Source organism: Advenella sp. (assembly GCF_052108595.1).
Classification (GTDB): Bacteria; Pseudomonadota; Gammaproteobacteria; order Burkholderiales; family Burkholderiaceae_B; genus Advenella.
Genome location: NZ_JBQEAU010000106.1, coordinates 1 through 16,406, shown reverse-complemented (window position 1 = coordinate 16,406; position 16,406 = coordinate 1). Strand labels below are relative to the sequence as shown.

Here is a 16,406-nt window from a genome sequence, read left to right as displayed (position 1 = left end):
CGGAAACCGGCAGGTCAATTGGCGGCAAACTGTTTGCGCCGGCCATCAATACCGGCAGATTGTGCCAGGCGTGGATGCCTTACGATTTTCCCGAAGCCGTGCAAGGGTTTCTCGATTACTGGAAGCCGCGCTGCTGTGTCCTGATCGAACGCGAAATCTGGCCTAATATGGTGGCTCAGACCAAGAAACAGAATATTCCCGTTATCGTGGCCAGTGCGCGCTTTTCACCGGCGTCGCTGCGCCGCGGACAACTGCTGGGCAGCGTGCTGCGCAAGGCGCTGACCAGTATTGACCTGATTCTCACCCAGACCCACATTGACGCAGCGCGTCTTGCGGAAATCGGCGTCAAGCGCACCCGCGTGGTGGGTAACCTGAAGTTTGACCTGCGCATCTCGCCCGAACAGTCGCATATGGGGCAGGTGGCGCGACGCCATATCGGGCGGCCTGTCATTGTGATTGCCAGCACTCGGGAAGGCGAAGACGAGTTGTTTACCCGCGCCATCGCCGAGGTAAAAAAGACCTATCAGGCCTCTCGGGACGAACAGGGCGGGGCAGACCGGCAAGACGCATCGGGCGTCGACCACAATCGGATGCCGCTGTTTGTCCTGGTGCCCCGGCACCCGCAACGCTTTGATCTGGTCGCCGGATATCTGGCTGATGATGGCCTGAGTCTCTGTCGGCGCAGCGACTTTCCGACCGATAACCAGTTGCGCACGGCCGATGTATTGCTGGGCGATTCGGTTGGTGAAATGTTTTTCTTTTATGGCTTGGCCGACGTGGCCATCGTGGCTGGCAGTTTTGCCGAGCTGGGTGGCCAGAATCATATCGAAGCCAGTGCGCTTGGCCTGCCCGTCATCGTGGGCCCGCATACCCGCAATTTCCAGCAATCGGTAGAAGATGCGCTGGCCGAGGGCGCTGCCCGCCGCGCCCAGACGCCCTCCGAGGCGATTGGCCTGGCATTGCGGATTCTGGAGAATCCCGAATTGCGCCTGGGCATGAGTCGCGCTGCCAAAGAATGGCTGTCCCTGCACGAGGGCGCTACCGATAGAATCATGTCTGCGTTGCAGCCTTATCTGAAGTAAACCATGTCACTGTTACCAAGCGCCTCCGTCCTGCAAAAAACCCTTTATTCGGCATTGCCAGACTTTGCCAGTATCGCTTGGGTTGAGCAGGTCGGTTCGACCAACGTCAACCTGATGCAGGAAGTCAGAGGTACGCAATCTGCCATGGGCCGGCCGGCGCTGCTGGGCGCCCATACCCAGACCAGCGGACGCGGCAGGGCAGGGCGGCGCTGGCAGGACACGCCCGGTTCCACGCTGATGTTTTCCTGCGCCTATGATGTGTTCGTGCCGCCTGCGCGCCTGCCCATGCTGGCGCCGGTCGTGGGGATTGTCGCCTGCGAGCAGTTGCGAAAAATCACCGGCCCGGCGGTGCAGGATCGCCTGCTCATGAAGTGGCCCAATGATATTTTGTACGATCAGGCCAAGCTGTCCGGTTTGCTGGTCGAATCAGCCCGGCCGGTGCAGCGCGAATCGCAGCACCACCATGTGGTCATCGTCGGCATGGGGATGAATTTATCCAGCGCAGTGGAATTGACCCAGCATCTGGGGCGCAAGGTCGCCGACTGGACCTCGGTGCTGGGCGATATGAGCGATGACCCCGGTCGCTCGCAAGACATCGCCTTGCTGGTTGCACGCATTGCCCGGGCGTGGCGCGACGCCTTTGCGCAGTATGAGCAGCAGGGGTTTGCCGCTTTCATGGCGCGTCATTCGCAGATAGATGCACTGCGCGAGCAACAGGTCAATGTGATCCAGGATGAGCGGATCGTCCTGTCCGGCGCCGCCCGTGGCGTTAATCAGGACGGCTGTCTGCTGGTAGAATGCGCCGGACAACAGCACGCCATTACGATCGGCGATATTTCCATCCGGCCTGAAGGCCAGGGCTGACCCTATGCTGACCGTTCTGATTGACGCTGGCAACTCGCGCATCAAAGTTTCCCTTTACGATTCGGCAGGCCGGTCTGCCGACACAGGCGTTCATGCCTTTGCTGCTGCGGACCTGAATGCCCTGGCCGATCTGATCAGGCAACTGCCGCAGGCGCCGGCCAGGGCGCTGGGCGTCAGTGTCACCACCGAGGCGATCCGCCAGGAACTGGACGCGATCCTTGCGCCGTGCCTGATCCAGTGGCAGACGCCGGGAGCGCGCCTGCTGCGGCTGAAAAACCGCTATCACAACCCGGCCGAGCTGGGGCCCGATCGCTGGCTTGGCCTGCTGGGCATTCTGGCTGCGCGACCCGTCGATGGCCCGATGATGCTTGTCAGCTTCGGGACGGCGACGACGGTCGATACGATCGACGATCATGAAACTTTTCTGGGCGGGGTGATTTTCCCTGGCGTCAGCATGATGCAATCATCGCTGGGCGCAGGGACGGCCCGCCTGCCCGTTGCCCCGATGTCAGCACAGGTGTGGCCATCATTTCCGCAAAACACCCAGGCGGCCATTGCCGCCGGCATTGTGGCTGCGCAAACGGGTGGTGTGATCCGGCAGTGGCAGCAGGTGACCGAACATCTGGGCCGCGCGCCGCTGGTTTTTGTCACCGGGGGCGCGCGCGCGGCGATCATGCCGGAACTGCAGGCGCGTATCGATTCATTCAGCGTTGACATGGGATTTGGTACAATACCGGTCATCGAGAGCGAATCGCCGGTCCTTGACGGCCTGCGCGCGCTTGCACAGCACTCAACGGACGCCTGATATGCGCACGCTTTTCTTTATTGTCGTCCTGGCCAATGTCCTTACTTACGGATTGGGCGCAGGCTGGTTTGGCCTCAAGCCGGGCGAATCGCGTCTGGGGGCGACCGTCAAGACCCCCACCGAATTTCGGCCTGGCGCCATTGAAGTAGGACCGATACGCTAATGTCTATCCAGACTGAACCGTTTGATACCGTCGGCCCGGCAGGCCGCATCGACTGTCTTGTCGACTGGCCCGATCCGGCCCAGCCGCTACTGGGCTGGGCGCTGGTTCTGCACCCGCACCCGCTGCATGGTGGCACGCGCAACAATAAAGTGGTCACGACCTTATCGCGCGCCTACGCGCAGGCAGGTTACGCCGTGCTGCGTCCCGATTTTCGCGGTATCGGCAAATCTGAGGGCAGTTTTGACCAGGCGCGCGGCGAAACCGAGGACATGCAACAGCTGATCCAGGCCTTTTTGACTGCGCATCCTCAATTGGACGGCAAGCCATGGCTGCTGGCCGGCTTTTCATTTGGAACGTCGGTGGCAGCGCAACTGTACTCGGTGTTGCACGAAGAGCAAACCCAGCCCTTGCCGCAATTGCTGACCCTGGTGGGCACGGCAGTAAAACGGTTCGCCTGGCGCGAGGTGATGCTACCTGCCAACACGGTAGTTATCCATGGGGAACGTGATGAAGTGGTACCCCTGCAGGAAGTCTTTGACTGGATCGCCAGCTATCGCATTGCCGTCACGGTTATTCCCGGCGCCACCCATTTTTTTCATGGCTATCTGATCGAATTGAAAAAACTGGCGCTCGACGCGTTGCAGCAGATGTCCGCCGAAACCACCCTGTAACGCATTTTGTCCTGCAAGCGCTTATAATTCCTAACTGGCAGGCCCATCTCTTCTCAAATCCTTTCTTCTATCCGGATCCGTTTCCATGTTCCTACGTCGTATTGTTCTCATCCTGATCATCGTCCTGGTCGCAGGCGGCGCTTATGTCTTCTTCAATAAAACCAACAATAGTGCGTCCTCGGGCAGCACGCAGACAACCACAGGTTCGGACACGACGCAAACCAGTGCGCAAACCGGATCCTCTACACAAGCCCCTACTTCACCCCCCAAGCCTGAATCACGCTCCAGCGTGCCGGTAACCAACGCCAATACGCCTGTGCTTGCAGAGGTGGCCGGCATGACGCCGCCACAAACCAATGTCAAGGCATGGTTCCTGATTGATGCCACGTCGGGCCAGATTATCGGCAACCAGGAACCGGACCTGAAAGTGTCGCCTGCTTCACTGACCAAGCTGATGACCGCCAGTCTGGTGTTCTCGGCACTAGATGACAACCGCATCCGCCCGGAACAGGAAGTGACCGTTTCGGAAAAAGCCTGGCGCACCGGTGGTTCGCGCATGTTCATCCGGGTCAATACACAAGTGACTGTCGATGATCTGATCAAGGGCATGGTCGTGCAGTCTGGTAACGATGCCACCATTCAGTTGGCCGAAACCGTGGCCGGCAGCGAAGATGTATTTGTGAACCAGATGAACAAGGAAGCGGCGCTGTTCGGTATGGCCAACACCCACTTTACCGATCCGACCGGCCTGCCGGCACCGGACCACTACACGACGGTACGCGACCTGTCAGTGCTAGCGCAGCACGTGATCAAGGATCATTCCAAGTATTACCACTATTTCAGCCAGCCTGAGTTTACCTACAACAAAATTCGCCAGCACAACCGCAATGGCCTGCTGTCTCGCAATATTGGCGTGGATGGGCTCAAAACCGGGCATACGGAAGATGCCGGCTACTGCCTGATCGCCGCAGCCAAGCGCGATGATCGTCGTCTTATTTCAGTGGTCGTTGGTGCGGCAACTGTGCGCGAACGCGAACAGGTCAGCCAGAACCTGCTGGACTGGGGCTACCAGAACTTTACCGCCAAACAGGTGGCTGCAGCTGATGCGCCGCTCATCAGCCCGCGCGTTTGGGAAGGCACAGTCAAGCAGGCCAAGCTGGGTGCCGCCGACGGCGTCAGCGTGACCGTGCCGCGTGGCATGGAAGACAAGGTCCAGACCATTACGCAGATTAACGGCAAACTGGTTGCGCCGCTGACCAAGGGCCAGACAGTGGGCAATGTTCAGTTCGTGCTCAATGGTAAAGTACTCAAGCAGGAGTCACTCACCGTTCTTGAAGATGTACCGCAAGCCGGCTTCTTCGGACGCATGTGGGACAAGGTCCTGAGCAGTTTCAATAGCTAATCTTTCGGGCAGAGTGTTGTGATACAGGGTATAGACAGCGACAGCATCGTTTATCTTAACGGTGAGTATGTACGGGCCGACGAAGCAAAAATTTCGGTATTCGATCGGGGGTTCATTTTCGGGGATGGCGTATATGAGGTCGTGCCGGCCTACAACCGCAAGCCGTTCCGGCTGAACGAGCATGTGCAGCGCCTGGAGCGCAGCCTGAACGCCATCAGCCTGGCCACCGGCAAAACCTCACAGTTCTGGGCCGGCCTGATGCAGGACATGATTGATCGCGCCGAAACCGATGACTCATTTATTTATCTGCAGGTTACGCGTGGCGTTGCCAAACGCGAGCATGTATTCCCCGTGCCTGCGGTTACGCCCACCATTTTCTGCTCCAGCGGTCCGTTTATCCGGCCAACTGCACAGCAGCGCGAGCACGGTATTCGCGTAATCTCGGGGCCGGATGAGCGCTGGCTGCACTGCGATATAAAGTCGGTGTCGTTACTGGGCAATGTTCTGGCGCGCCAGGCAGCCGCCGAGCGCGGCGTGGATGAAGTGATCCAGTTTCGCAATGATTTTCTGACTGAAGGGTCCTTGAGCAATATGTGGGTGGTCAAAGATGGCACCTTGCTGGCGCCTGTCAAGAACCACCTGATTCTTGAAGGGATTCGCTACGGTCTGCTGGCAACGCTGGCCGAACGGGCGGCAGTGCCGTTTGAAGCCCGCAACATTACTCGTGCAGAAGTTTTTGCTGCAGATGAGATCCTTGTCACATCGGCCACCAAGGAAGTGTTGCCGGTTCTGGAGCTGGACGGCGCACCGGTTGGAAATGGCCAGCCCGGCCCCATATACAGAAAGGTAAGGGCTGAATACGACAAGGAAATTTCCCGATTATGATGAAAGACATTCCACCAGAGCAGTCGCTGATTGAATATCCCAGTGATTTTCCTATCAAGGTCATGGGCGTTCAGCATCCCGAACTGGCACAACTCTTGACAGACGTGGTGTTGCAGTTCGATCCGCAGTTTGATCCGGCTACGGTGGAGATGCGCCCAAGCAGCAAGGGCAACTACATTGGCCTGACATTTACGGTACGCGCCACCTCCCGTGAGCAGCTCGATAATCTGTATCGTGCGCTGCACGGACACGCGCTGGTCAAAATCGTTTTGTGATGCAAGTACAGGTACGCCATCTGGACGGGCCTGCGCCCTACGAGCCGGTATGGCAGGCCATGAAGTCGTTCACCGAAGGTCGCCACAAAGAGACACCGGACGAAATCTGGCTGGTAGAGCACCGTCCGGTTTATACACTGGGGCAAGCCGGCAAGCCGGAACATTTGCTCAATACCGGTGCGATCGAGGTGGTCCATTGCAATCGTGGTGGACAGGTCACCTACCACGGTCCCGGGCAACTGGTCGTCTATCCGCTGGTCGATTTGCGTCGCCAGGGCATTTACGTCAAGCAATACGTGACGCTGATCGAGGATGTCGTGCTTGACACCCTGGCTAGTTTCGGCCTGAAACAAGCCTGTCGCAAGGCTGGGGCGCCCGGCGTCTATGTGTCCTTGCAGGACGGCAGTCTGGCCAAAATTGCTGCGCTCGGTGTGAAAATCAGCCAGGGCTGCGCCTATCATGGCCTGGCCCTTAATGTCGATATGGACCTGCAACCCTTTGCAGGCATCAATCCTTGTGGCTACGCGGGTTTACAAACGGTAGATCTGAAAACCATGGGTGTCAATACGACTGTGCAGGAAGCAGGCATGCGCGTGCTTGAGCGGTTGTTGCCCCGGTTTTCCTGATACGTGCCGGGGTTTGTGGCTGCAATGTGTTCGCGATAGGGCTGGAACATGGTCTGGCAGGGATCTGGCCCGATCGCCCGGTGAATGCGCGCTGGCACCCATTGTCCAGAGGCGCCGCCGCCTAAACTTATGGCGCTCTTAGGGTTTTTGCGGATAAGCGCCTATTAAGCGTTAAAATAAGCTGAAATTTCACGCGGCTTTCATAAATCGCCGTCAGTAAATACACCTGCCTTATTGCCGTAACGTCCATTCCCATAAGGGCCGTGACATCACTATGACTACAAACACAGCAGTAACCCCAACTGTCAAAGACGAACAGTACGACGCCACCAAGAAACAGAAATCCTTCGATAAAACGTCGCGGATCCCAATCAAGATTATTCCGGTTGAACGCCTGAAAAAGCCCGAATGGATTCGCGTCAAGGCGGCGGCGCCCAATTCACGCTTTAACGACATCAAGAAAATCCTGCGCGAACACAATCTGTTCACAGTCTGTGAGGAAGCCTCCTGCCCCAATATTGGCGAGTGTTTTGGCAAGGGTACGGCTACCTTCATGATTATGGGCGACAAATGTACGCGTCGCTGTCCGTTCTGTGATGTGGGCCATGGCCGGCCCGATCCGCTGGATGTCAACGAGCCGTCCAATCTGGCCAAATCCATCGCGGCGATGCGTCTGAACTACGTGGTCATTACTTCGGTTGATCGCGATGATCTGCGCGATGGCGGCGCGGCCCACTTTGTCGAATGCATCAACGAGACGCGCAGCCGTTCTCCCAAAACCCAGATTGAAGTGCTGGTTCCCGATTTTCGTGGTCGCCTGGACAAGGCGCTGGACATTTTCGGCAACGGCCTGCCCGATGTCATGAACCACAATCTGGAAACCGTTCCCCGCCTGTATAAACAGTCCCGTCCCGGCGCTGATTACATGCACTCGCTCAAACTGTTGCGCGACTGTAAACAGCGCTATCCGAACGTACCGACCAAGTCCGGCCTGATGGTGGGACTGGGCGAAACCGACGAGGAAATCCTGCAGGTCATGCGCGACATGCGCGACCATGATATTGATATGCTGACCATTGGCCAGTATCTGCAACCTTCAGAACACCATTTACCCGTGCTGCGTTACGTTCATCCCGATACCTTCAAAATGTTCGAGGAAGAGGCCTACAAAATGGGCTTTACGCACGCTGCTGTCGGGGCCATGGTACGGTCTTCCTACCACGCCGACGAACAGGCCCACGCGGCCGGTTTCTGATGTGAGCAGACCTGATCTCTGATGGCGTTAGCGATTGGGCGTGCACTATATCGCTCTATCGACGAGGTTTTCTGAAATTCAGGCAATGCCTGCGCCATGGTTACGAGCATGGCGCATGATTTACCGGACACGGGTTGCGCAGGCAATCCGGTCCGGTTTGTCGTTTTCCGGTCAATTATCCCGCCATCTGCCCTTTTCAGTCGGTTGCCCCGCCGGTTTTGCGCCGGTCATTGCACTATAATCCGGTCAATATCACTCCGATCTGAATCTGCATAGTGGGAATCCCGGCATGAAACTTCTGATTACCGGCGGCGCCGGGTTTATTGGCTCACACACCGTTATCGAATTACTGAGTGCAGGACACGAGATTGTCGTGCTGGACAATCTGTCCAACAGCTCGGTCACATCGCTGGACCGGGTAGAGAAAATCACCGGAAAGTCTGTCATCTTTATTGAAGGCGATATTCGCGACCGGCCTGTGCTGGATGCGCTGTTTAGCGCGCACAATATTGATGCGGTGGTGCATTTTGCCGGCCTGAAAGCCGTGGGTGAAAGTGTCCGCCAGCCACTTCGGTATTACGATAATAATGTGGGCGGAACAGTCACACTGACCGAAGCCATGGCCGACGCCGGGGTCCGTCGCATTGTTTTCAGTTCTTCAGCGACCGTCTATGGCGAGCCCGAGACCATGCCGATTGCAGAAACCTGTCCGGTGGGCAATCCCACCAATCCCTATGGCAGTTCCAAGCTGATGGTCGAGCGCATCCTGCAGGATTTGGCAAAGTCCGATCCGCGATGGTCGGTGGCAATTCTGCGTTACTTTAATCCTGCCGGGGCGCACGAATCCGGGTATATCGGCGAAGATCCCAACGGCATTCCCAACAATCTGTTGCCTTACATTACGCAGGTGGCGGTTGGGAAACTGGAAAAGCTGGCCATATTCGGTAGTGACTACCCGACGCCCGATGGCACCGGTGTGCGGGACTATATCCATGTGGTCGATCTGGCCCAGGGTCACCTGGCTGCCTTAAATTTTATTCACGATAAAACCGGCGCCCATACCTGGAATCTGGGTACGGGCAAAGGGTACTCCGTGCTGGATATCGTCAAGGCATTTGAAGAGGCCACGGCGGTGTCCATTCCCTATACGTTATCGCCCCGGCGCGAAGGCGATATCGCCGAGTGCTGGTCCAATCCCGAGAAGGCGAGCCGGGAACTGGGCTGGACCGCCAGACGGGGGCTGTCACTGATGATGTCTGACAGCTGGCGCTGGCAAAAAAACAACCCACAGGGCTATCGGAGCGACGACAGCGATCAACAATAGCGGCAAGCGTCTGGATGGTTCGCTAAAAGAAAGAGGGTGCGAACGAGACAGCGCAAATGAGATAGCGCAAACGAAATAGCTCAAATGCAATCACGCCGGTGAAATCGTGCAGATGAAATGGCGCAGATGGACTTGCGCGGCCCGACAGGCCGCGTCTGGTGCACCCACGGCGACAACAGGGTTAGCGCACGCCTTTGTATACATCCATGGTGCTGTTGGCAAAGACCGACAGATTGAACAAGACTTCGGCGCGTTGCCGCGTATGCTGAGCCACGGTTGCCAGGGCTGGCGCATCAGGCAGAATCTTCGCAAGCAGGGCGCGCAATGCGGTGACGTCCAGTGTCGGCGTTACCCAACCCGAGACGCCATGCTCCAGGTTTTCGGGCAGGCCGCCCGTATCACTCACGATGGTCGGCAGCCCGCATGCCATGCTTTCACGCGCAGCATAAGACAGTGCTTCCCGGTGCGACAGGACAAATCCTAAGTCGCTGGCGGCCAGCACGGGGCGCGTGTCATCCAGCAATCCAGGAAAGATCACCTGGTTCTGCATTTGGAGCCCGTCGATACTCTGGATAATATCGTCCGGCGGCGGGTCGCCGGCCACCACGATACGGCACCGCCTGCGTAATGCGTCTGGTAGTCCTGCCACCGCATATACCAGTTCGAGCCAGCCTTTTTCATAATCGGTGCCGCCGGTGCTGCCAAACACAATCAATTGCGGATCATCTGCACCCAGCAGGCTTTTGCGTGCCGCGCTTCGTTCAGCGCGGGAGGGTGGTGCAAAATGCTGCACGTCAACGCCGTGATGAATCACGTGTATCGGAAAGCACGAGTAGGCGCTGTCGGCGAACAATCCCGCCACGTAGTGGCTGACGGCAATGACGGCATCGGTGGCCAGCCAGGCGCGCAGCCGGTGTCCGATCGTATGCACCGAATGGTCGTTGTGTTTGGTAAGAACAATGCGCGGGCGTTGTCGCTGCGGCAACCCCAGGCAGGCCAGCATCACGTGCCGGTGATCCGCAGAGGCGTTGACGTGAATAATGTCAAACTGCTCCTGCCTGATCAATTGTCGCAACTGGCGTACTTCCGGAATCAGTTTGCCGATACGGGAATTGAAGGTCTGTTCCCTGACCGTCACGCCGTCCAGCGCGTGGGCATAGCGAAACAGTCTGCTGGTGCCGGGCGTGGCCAGCCAGCAGTCATGGTCGGCAAACTGCCGCAACAGGTTCAGAATATAGGTTACGTGCCCGCCGCCGTTGCGTTTATGGAAATTGGTAAAGAGGATTTTCATTCCATTTGCGACCGAATGCGTTCAATCCAGTAATGGGTAGAGGCGTCGTGCGGCGCCAGTGCTGCTGCGCCTTTCAATTCGGCGGTAATGTCGGTTGCCAGCACCTTGCCGTACTCCACCCCCCATTGATCGAATGGGTTCAGGCCCCACACCAGGCCCTGGACAAATACCTTGTGTTCATACAGGGCCAGCAGGGCTCCCAGCGAAAAAGGCGTCAGGCTGGGCATCATAATCAGGTTGGACGGCCGGCCGCCGGGGTGGACCTTGTGTTTTGCCAGCTCGCGGGCGGCTGCGTCCGGCATTCCCGTCTCTATGTTTTCGCGCAACGCCTGTTCATACGTCTTGCCGTTCATCAGCGCTTCGCGCTGGGCCAGGCAGTGGGCAAGCAACTGGATGTGGTGTTCTTTCCAGGCATGATCCTCGTGCTGGCAGGCGATGAAATCGACCGGCGCGCCGTCGCTACCCTGGTGCAGCCACTGGAAAAACGTATGCTGCGCATCGGTGCCCGGCATCCCCCAGACTGCCGGCCCGGTAGGCACGGTAATCGGTTGTCCATTGATATCGACCGATTTGCCCAGCGACTCCATTTCCAGTTGCTGGATATAGGGAATCAGGTTGGCCAGCCGGGAATCATAAGCCGAAATATTGAGCGAGCCATAATTCAGGATACTGCGATTGGCGATACCGGCCATGGCCAGTTGCACTGGCGCATTCTCTTGGATGGGCGTGGTCAGGAAGTGGTCGTCCATGGCCTTGGCGCCACTTTGCAGCCCGGCAACCACATCGGGCCCTACCGCCAGGCCCGCAGCGACACCCACGGCCGACCAGATGGAGAAACGCCCCCCCACCCAGTCCCAGAACCGGAATATCTGGCTTTGCTGCAGACCCCATTCCTGGGCCGCCTGTGGGTTGGCCGTTACTGCAATCACCTGGTTCAGCGGCTTGGCAATGCCTGCCGCCTGCATCCATTCAATAGCCCGGTTGGCATTCTCCAGGGTTTCGGCCGTTTTGAACGATTTTGTAGCCACGACGATCAGTGTTTCGCGCGGATCAAGGCCAGCAAGCCCCCCCTCGACCGCATGACCGTCGATATTGGCAACAAAACGGATATTACGCCACATGCCGGCATAGCCAAAGGCGCCCACGACCAGCCTTACGCCCCAGTCGCTGCCGCCAATGCCGATATGGACAATGTTGCGCCAGCGGCGCTCGCTGTCGCTGCGCCGAACGAACGCAAGCGCGCGCTTGCGTTCCTCGGCAACTTCTTCGACGGGACGGGGGGTGCGCAACTGAGTGTGCCAGGCTGCCCGGTTCTCTGTGGTATTGACTGGTTCGCCGTCAAACAGCGCCTGGCGGGCGCCGGTAAAGTTGCGGGCTTGGAGCAGGGCAGTGGTGGTTGTGAGTACATCCGGACTATAGGTTTGGGCAGTCAGGTCGATCAGCATGCCACCGGCCTCGATAAGCCGCGGGGCAGGGGCCGCACGAGGCGCAGCATTGATAGCCTTGACGTATGCGTGCCATTGCAGCATTTGTGTCAATGATTTGTGAGCGTCCGGTTCAGTATTCAAGTTGTTCCTGCCAAAAACAGTTCAGGGTTAAAGCTTGTCGAGCGATAGCGCCAAGTATACCGTAAGGAATAAATGCGAATGAGTCTTCTTTATGTTGGAAACGCCCTGAAATAAGGTGTTGTCGGCAATACAACGCCTTTTCAATACTTTAATTGCTCACAGGCGAAGTGTGACCTTTAAGCGGTAAACTAGCAGCTTTATCTTCCGATCCGTAGTGTAATGCATGTCGTGTATTACATGGATCAGTACCGAAACGTGAATGAACTAATTCCTGCCCGCCGGTTTGACCGTTTTTTTGAGCAACTCCTGTTCTCCAGGGTGTTTTCAATAGTAATCGGCTGGAGTCTGAGCGTTGCGTTGCCTTACGTGCTGATGTGGGGGCCGCGGGCGGTCTGGTCGCCCGATAACGGCCAGGTCACGGCAGCAGTTGTCACCACGCTTGCGCTGGTCCTGTCCAACGTGGCCGTCTTCCGCCTGCTGACCCGTTACCCGGGTGGACGCAATGCCGCCCTGGTCGCGCCTCAGGTTCTGGCGATCTATTTGATTCTGTCGCTGATCGTATTGCTCTTTCGCCTGGAAGTATCACGGTATCTGCTGTTTGCCAGCGGTATTGTGGCGTTGTTCTGGCTGCATATCGAATTTATGGTGCTGCAGCACCTTAAAAAGGTCAAGCTGGCGGTGATCGACATGGGGCGCGCTGCTGAACTGACCAGGATTCCGTTCATTGACACGCGTATTCTGAAGGCGCCGGATCTCCAGGAAATCCGTTATGACGGTGTGGTTGCCGATTTCGATGCCATTGACGGCACCTGGGAGCGCTTTCTGACGCGCTGTGTGCTCAAGGGCACGGCCGTCTATAACGCCAAGCATTTGCTGGAATCGCTCACAGGTCGGGTTTCGATCCGTAAAATGTCTGAGAACGACATCGGGTCGCTGTTGCCCAGCCGCAACTACGAACGCTTGAAGTTCCTGTTCGATATTTTCATTGTTCTGCTTACATTGCCGCTGGTGCTTATTGTATGCGCCGTCACCGCCGTGTGTATCAGGCTGGATGGTCCTGGCCCGATCTTGTATACCCAAACCCGCATTGGTCGCGGCAATCGGCCTTTTACCTTGTACAAGTTTCGCAGCATGGCCTGTACTGGTGACGAGACCGAGGCATTTGCGAGGGAAGATGATGGTCGCATTACCCGTGTGGGGCGTATTATCAGAATGCTGCGCATTGACGAATTGCCGCAGTATATCAATGTGATTCGTGGTGAAATGAGCCTGATCGGCCCGCGTCCGGAGCAACCCAGTTTTGTCGAACAGTTTGACGAGCTTATTCCGTTCTACAGTTATCGGCACGTGCTTAAGCCCGGCATCACCGGCTGGGCACAGGTTCGGTCCGGTTACGCGGCCGATGTCGATGAAACGCAGATCAAGATAGAACATGATTTTTATTACATTAAGAATGCCTCTATTGCCTTGGATATATATATTGTCTTTCTTACAGTTAAAACGGTTTTCACCGGAGCAGGGGCTCGATAATTACACATATTCTTTGCCACCACATAAATGATGATCCAAAGAGATAGCGGCACTCTACCTCGTGCGATCGTCATGTCTGATTAATATGTTTACAAATTTGATTGGCGTTAATAATGAAACCAGCCCTTGTATTTGTCAGGTCTTTTGTTCCCGATTTTGATGGGAAATTAAAAAAATATATGTCGGTGCTTAGCCAGGCAGGTATTTCCTATCATTTTGTAGGGTGGGCAAGAGCTGATATTTTGCCTGAGCAAAGTGCCCGTTTTTCCTACTTTAAGCGACGAGCGCCTTTGGGAAACGGATTGAAAAACATTTTCAACTTATTTCTATGGAATATTTATCTGTTCCAATGGCTGTTTAATAAGCGAAAAAATGTGGGATGCATACATGTTGTAGATTTTGATAGCGTCATTCCATGCTTTGTCTTCAGTCGACTTTTCAGGCGTCCGCTGATATTTGATATCTATGACAAATATTCATCCATGCGTAAGATGCCCCGCGCGTTGGCAACGCTCATCGACAAACTTGAGAACTATTGTATCAAGCGAGCAGATTTGTCTATTCTTGCTGATAGTTCCAGGTATGAACAACACGAGCTAAGCCCGGGGGCAAAAAATGTTATCGTTCTTGAGAATGTGCCTATAGCCGCTATTGAAAAAACGCTTTTTCATACGCCAGAGGCAAAGCGGTGGGATATTGGCTATTTTGGTGTCCTCGAGCCAGTACATAGAGGTTTGGAGGACTTACTGGAACTTGCTCTTCAATGTCCGGAAATCGGATTACACATTGCTGGATACGGTCCTTTGGATGCGTTTATTGCAACTAAGGCGGGGCCCAGTTCAAATATCCATTTCTATGGAGCACGTTCGTCTCAGGAAGGACTGGCAATAATGGGACAGATGGATATCATGACGGGCTTATACTATCGATCAGTACCTAATCATTTATACGCAGCTCCAAACAAATATTATGAGCATCTGATGCTTGGTGTTCCGTTGGTTACAACAGTAGGGACTCCGCCCGGGGAGAAAGTTACAAGGCTCAATACGGGATGGGCAGTGTCTGAAGGAGTTCAGGCATTACAACGCTGGTTGGATGGTTTGCAAGAAGCCGATGTAAACATAAAAGCCAAAATGGCAGCTCACGTATGGGAGACTACTTATTCAAAATATTACGATACCAACTACAGCGGCGTGTATTTAAATGCCGTGGCGAAATTGATGAACGGACGACGACATGCATAACTCGCTGATAAGCATCATTTTACCAGCCTACAATGCACAGGATTTTATAGCTTCAGCGATCGAATCAGTATTGGAACAAACTTACCCAAACTTGGAACTGATCGTGGTCGATGACGGTTCCACCGATCAGACCCGGTTGATTATTGAATCTTATAAGCAAAAAGATGAGCGACTCCTCGTTGTTAGCAATGAGCAGAATTCAGGCGTAGCTTATGCCCGAAATACAGGCCTCCGACACGCAAGAGGTGACTATATCGCCTTCATAGACAGTGACGACACCTGGAGAAAGGAAAAGCTGTTGGTACAGCATCGTTTTATGAATTCGTTATCGGTTCCTCTTTCTTATACCGCTTACGATCGGTATGAGAATGGTAGTTACCTTAATACTGTAGTTCCTCCTGAACATGCCGATTATGCATTGTTGCTGAACGGAAATTGTATCGGTTTGTCTACAGTCATGTTACAGCGTGGTTTAATTGACGATATAAGCTTCGTTAACACGGGCCATGAAGACTATATATTCTGGCTAGATATTTTTCGAAGAAAAAATATTGTCGCAAGATGCGTTTTACCGACATCCCAGCCTTGGGTCCGATATAACGTACATGATGGTTCGCTTTCCGCTAACAAGTTCAAAGCGCTACTTTGGCAGTGGCAAATTTATCGGAAAGTGTTGGGGCTCGGAGTGATTCAAAGTGCCTGTTACTTATTTCGGTATGCGATACAAGCCGTCAGAAAACGTATTTGAGCAATACGGTATGACCCTGCGTTTACCGAAGTGGAAGCGTTTTGATCTTACTTGCTGCTTTGTGAATAATTCGAGTTTTTGATCGCGCTTTCTTTGCATACATAAAATAACTTCAGAAAACTAGGATCTCCCAGAAATTTGAGTCTCCAGTCGCTCTATAAATGTGACAGTTCTGGGGGAGATATAAACGCGTCCAGACGCATACGCCGAATTCTAATGTTTAAATTTGTCTCCAAGAAATTATGTAGAGATCTAGCATTTTTCGGATTTGCAGGTACGGCCGGCTTTTTGGTGGATACAGTAATCCTGTACCTTCTGAAAGAACAGTTGGGGAGTTATTGGGCGCGTGCGATTTCATTTCTTTGTGCAGTTTTTGTGACTTGGCTGTTGAACCGAAATACGACCTTTCGCGACAATGCTCGAGATACCGGAGCTCTTTCCGAATTTCTTCATTATGCCGGCATCATGATGGCAGGGGGAGTGGTCAATTATGCGGCTTACGCTATATCGATAAGCTTGATTCCCAGCGTGTATGCTGAACCAATATTTGGAGTGATGATTGGCAGCTTAGCTGGTATGGGAGTCAATTTTCTTCAACTACGACTCATATTGTATCGACGAAAGGAATAGCAATTAATAATCGATGCCGCTTTTGATAGACAATAAATATTTT

Annotated in this window: 17 protein-coding genes; 15 read left to right on the top strand and 2 right to left on the bottom strand. The window is 54.9% G+C overall.

What is annotated here, in order from left to right; all coding sequences use genetic code 11:
• The 11 genes from ACTIKR_RS16560 to galE all read left to right on the top strand — a co-directional run.
• Positions 1 to 1,082 (top strand): 3-deoxy-D-manno-octulosonic acid transferase (locus ACTIKR_RS16560; protein ID WP_442328413.1); only part of this gene is annotated, 1,082 nt, incomplete at its 5' end.
• A gap of 3 nt (positions 1,083 to 1,085) precedes the next feature.
• Positions 1,086 to 1,946, top strand: a complete 861-nt coding sequence (locus ACTIKR_RS16555) for a biotin--[acetyl-CoA-carboxylase] ligase (RefSeq protein ID WP_193088360.1) — start codon at positions 1,086 to 1,088, stop codon at positions 1,944 to 1,946.
• A 4-nt stretch (positions 1,947 to 1,950) separates the two neighbouring features.
• Positions 1,951 to 2,751: a type III pantothenate kinase gene (locus ACTIKR_RS16550; protein WP_193088359.1), complete on the top strand. Its 801-nt coding sequence runs from the start codon at positions 1,951 to 1,953 to the stop codon at positions 2,749 to 2,751.
• Between the two features lies 1 nt (position 2,752).
• The gene (locus ACTIKR_RS16545; RefSeq protein ID WP_442328412.1) at positions 2,753 to 2,914 is read left to right on the top strand and encodes a hypothetical protein; all 162 of its coding nucleotides are present in this window, start codon (positions 2,753 to 2,755) and stop codon (positions 2,912 to 2,914) included.
• Complete coding sequence (locus tag ACTIKR_RS16540; protein ID WP_442328411.1) at positions 2,914 to 3,585, top strand: alpha/beta hydrolase; 672 nt, start codon at positions 2,914 to 2,916, stop codon at positions 3,583 to 3,585. Before ACTIKR_RS16545 ends, ACTIKR_RS16540 begins: the two co-directional genes overlap by 1 nt.
• An 85-nt stretch (positions 3,586 to 3,670) precedes the next feature.
• Positions 3,671 to 4,987 carry a D-alanyl-D-alanine carboxypeptidase family protein gene (locus ACTIKR_RS16535; RefSeq protein ID WP_226816800.1) on the top strand — a complete coding sequence of 439 codons (1,317 nt, stop codon included), beginning with the start codon at positions 3,671 to 3,673 and terminating at the stop codon, positions 4,985 to 4,987.
• 18 nt (positions 4,988 to 5,005) lie between these two features.
• Positions 5,006 to 5,872 carry a D-amino acid aminotransferase gene (locus ACTIKR_RS16530; protein WP_193088356.1) on the top strand — a complete coding sequence of 289 codons (867 nt, stop codon included), beginning with the start codon at positions 5,006 to 5,008 and terminating at the stop codon, positions 5,870 to 5,872.
• A complete protein-coding gene (locus ACTIKR_RS16525; protein WP_128396139.1) occupies positions 5,872 to 6,147 on the top strand; it encodes a DUF493 family protein in 276 nt (91 codons plus the stop codon). Before ACTIKR_RS16530 ends, ACTIKR_RS16525 begins: the two co-directional genes overlap by 1 nt.
• A complete protein-coding gene (lipB, locus tag ACTIKR_RS16520; protein WP_442328414.1) occupies positions 6,147 to 6,773 on the top strand; it encodes a lipoyl(octanoyl) transferase LipB in 627 nt (208 codons plus the stop codon). Before ACTIKR_RS16525 ends, lipB begins: the two co-directional genes overlap by 1 nt.
• A gap of 274 nt (positions 6,774 to 7,047) precedes the next feature.
• Positions 7,048 to 8,028 (top strand): lipoyl synthase, encoded by a 981-nt coding sequence (gene lipA, locus ACTIKR_RS16515; RefSeq protein WP_100696638.1) that lies wholly within the window; start codon positions 7,048 to 7,050, stop codon positions 8,026 to 8,028.
• Positions 8,029 to 8,317: 289 nt separating this feature from the next.
• Positions 8,318 to 9,352 carry a UDP-glucose 4-epimerase GalE gene (gene galE / locus ACTIKR_RS16510; RefSeq protein WP_193088355.1) on the top strand — a complete coding sequence of 345 codons (1,035 nt, stop codon included), beginning with the start codon at positions 8,318 to 8,320 and terminating at the stop codon, positions 9,350 to 9,352.
• 181 nt (positions 9,353 to 9,533) lie between these two features.
• Here the strand turns inward: galE and ACTIKR_RS16505 are convergent, their stop codons facing one another.
• The gene (locus ACTIKR_RS16505; protein WP_442328410.1) at positions 9,534 to 10,643 is read right to left on the bottom strand and encodes a glycosyltransferase; all 1,110 of its coding nucleotides are present in this window, start codon (positions 10,641 to 10,643) and stop codon (positions 9,534 to 9,536) included.
• Complete coding sequence (gene pgi, locus ACTIKR_RS16500; protein ID WP_193088488.1) at positions 10,640 to 12,172, bottom strand: glucose-6-phosphate isomerase; 1,533 nt, start codon at positions 12,170 to 12,172, stop codon at positions 10,640 to 10,642. Before pgi ends, ACTIKR_RS16505 begins: the two co-directional genes overlap by 4 nt.
• Positions 12,173 to 12,466: 294 nt before the next feature.
• On the opposite strand from pgi, the gene ACTIKR_RS16495 reads away from it, so the two are divergent.
• The 4 genes from ACTIKR_RS16495 (at position 12,467) to ACTIKR_RS16480 (ending at position 16,363) form a co-directional block, all read left to right on the top strand.
• Positions 12,467 to 13,741 (top strand): sugar transferase, encoded by a 1,275-nt coding sequence (locus tag ACTIKR_RS16495; RefSeq protein ID WP_442328409.1) that lies wholly within the window; start codon positions 12,467 to 12,469, stop codon positions 13,739 to 13,741.
• Between the two features lie 113 nt (positions 13,742 to 13,854).
• Positions 13,855 to 14,985: a hypothetical protein gene (locus ACTIKR_RS16490; protein ID WP_442328408.1), complete on the top strand. Its 1,131-nt coding sequence runs from the start codon at positions 13,855 to 13,857 to the stop codon at positions 14,983 to 14,985.
• Positions 14,978 to 15,733, top strand: coding sequence for a glycosyltransferase family 2 protein (locus tag ACTIKR_RS16485; protein WP_442328407.1), 756 nt, complete (start codon positions 14,978 to 14,980; stop codon positions 15,731 to 15,733). The genes ACTIKR_RS16490 and ACTIKR_RS16485 overlap by 8 nt, the downstream gene beginning before the upstream one ends.
• Before the next feature lie 216 nt (positions 15,734 to 15,949).
• A complete protein-coding gene (locus ACTIKR_RS16480; RefSeq protein WP_442328406.1) occupies positions 15,950 to 16,363 on the top strand; it encodes a GtrA family protein in 414 nt (137 codons plus the stop codon).
• Positions 16,364 to 16,406: the final 43 nt, after the last annotated feature.

Excerpts from the sequence above, each read along its gene's own strand:
- ACTIKR_RS16555 (WP_193088360.1), top strand. The coding sequence starts at position 1,086 with ATGTCACTGTTACCAAGCGCCTCCGTCCTGCAAAAAACCCTTTATTCG.
- ACTIKR_RS16550 (WP_193088359.1), top strand. The coding sequence starts at position 1,951 with ATGCTGACCGTTCTGATTGACGCTGGCAACTCGCGCATCAAAGTTTCC.
- ACTIKR_RS16545 (WP_442328412.1), top strand. The coding sequence starts at position 2,753 with ATGCGCACGCTTTTCTTTATTGTCGTCCTGGCCAATGTCCTTACTTAC.
- ACTIKR_RS16540 (WP_442328411.1), top strand. The coding sequence starts at position 2,914 with ATGTCTATCCAGACTGAACCGTTTGATACCGTCGGCCCGGCAGGCCGC.
- ACTIKR_RS16535 (WP_226816800.1), top strand. The coding sequence starts at position 3,671 with ATGTTCCTACGTCGTATTGTTCTCATCCTGATCATCGTCCTGGTCGCA.
- ACTIKR_RS16525 (WP_128396139.1), top strand. The coding sequence starts at position 5,872 with ATGAAAGACATTCCACCAGAGCAGTCGCTGATTGAATATCCCAGTGAT.
- lipB (WP_442328414.1), top strand. The coding sequence starts at position 6,147 with ATGCAAGTACAGGTACGCCATCTGGACGGGCCTGCGCCCTACGAGCCG.
- lipA (WP_100696638.1), top strand. The coding sequence starts at position 7,048 with ATGACTACAAACACAGCAGTAACCCCAACTGTCAAAGACGAACAGTAC.
- galE (WP_193088355.1), top strand. The coding sequence starts at position 8,318 with ATGAAACTTCTGATTACCGGCGGCGCCGGGTTTATTGGCTCACACACC.
- ACTIKR_RS16505 (WP_442328410.1), bottom strand. The coding sequence starts at position 10,643 with ATGAAAATCCTCTTTACCAATTTCCATAAACGCAACGGCGGCGGGCAC.
- pgi (WP_193088488.1), bottom strand. The coding sequence starts at position 12,172 with ATGCTGCAATGGCACGCATACGTCAAGGCTATCAATGCTGCGCCTCGT.
- ACTIKR_RS16490 (WP_442328408.1), top strand. The coding sequence starts at position 13,855 with ATGAAACCAGCCCTTGTATTTGTCAGGTCTTTTGTTCCCGATTTTGAT.
- ACTIKR_RS16485 (WP_442328407.1), top strand. The coding sequence starts at position 14,978 with ATGCATAACTCGCTGATAAGCATCATTTTACCAGCCTACAATGCACAG.
- ACTIKR_RS16480 (WP_442328406.1), top strand. The coding sequence starts at position 15,950 with ATGTTTAAATTTGTCTCCAAGAAATTATGTAGAGATCTAGCATTTTTC.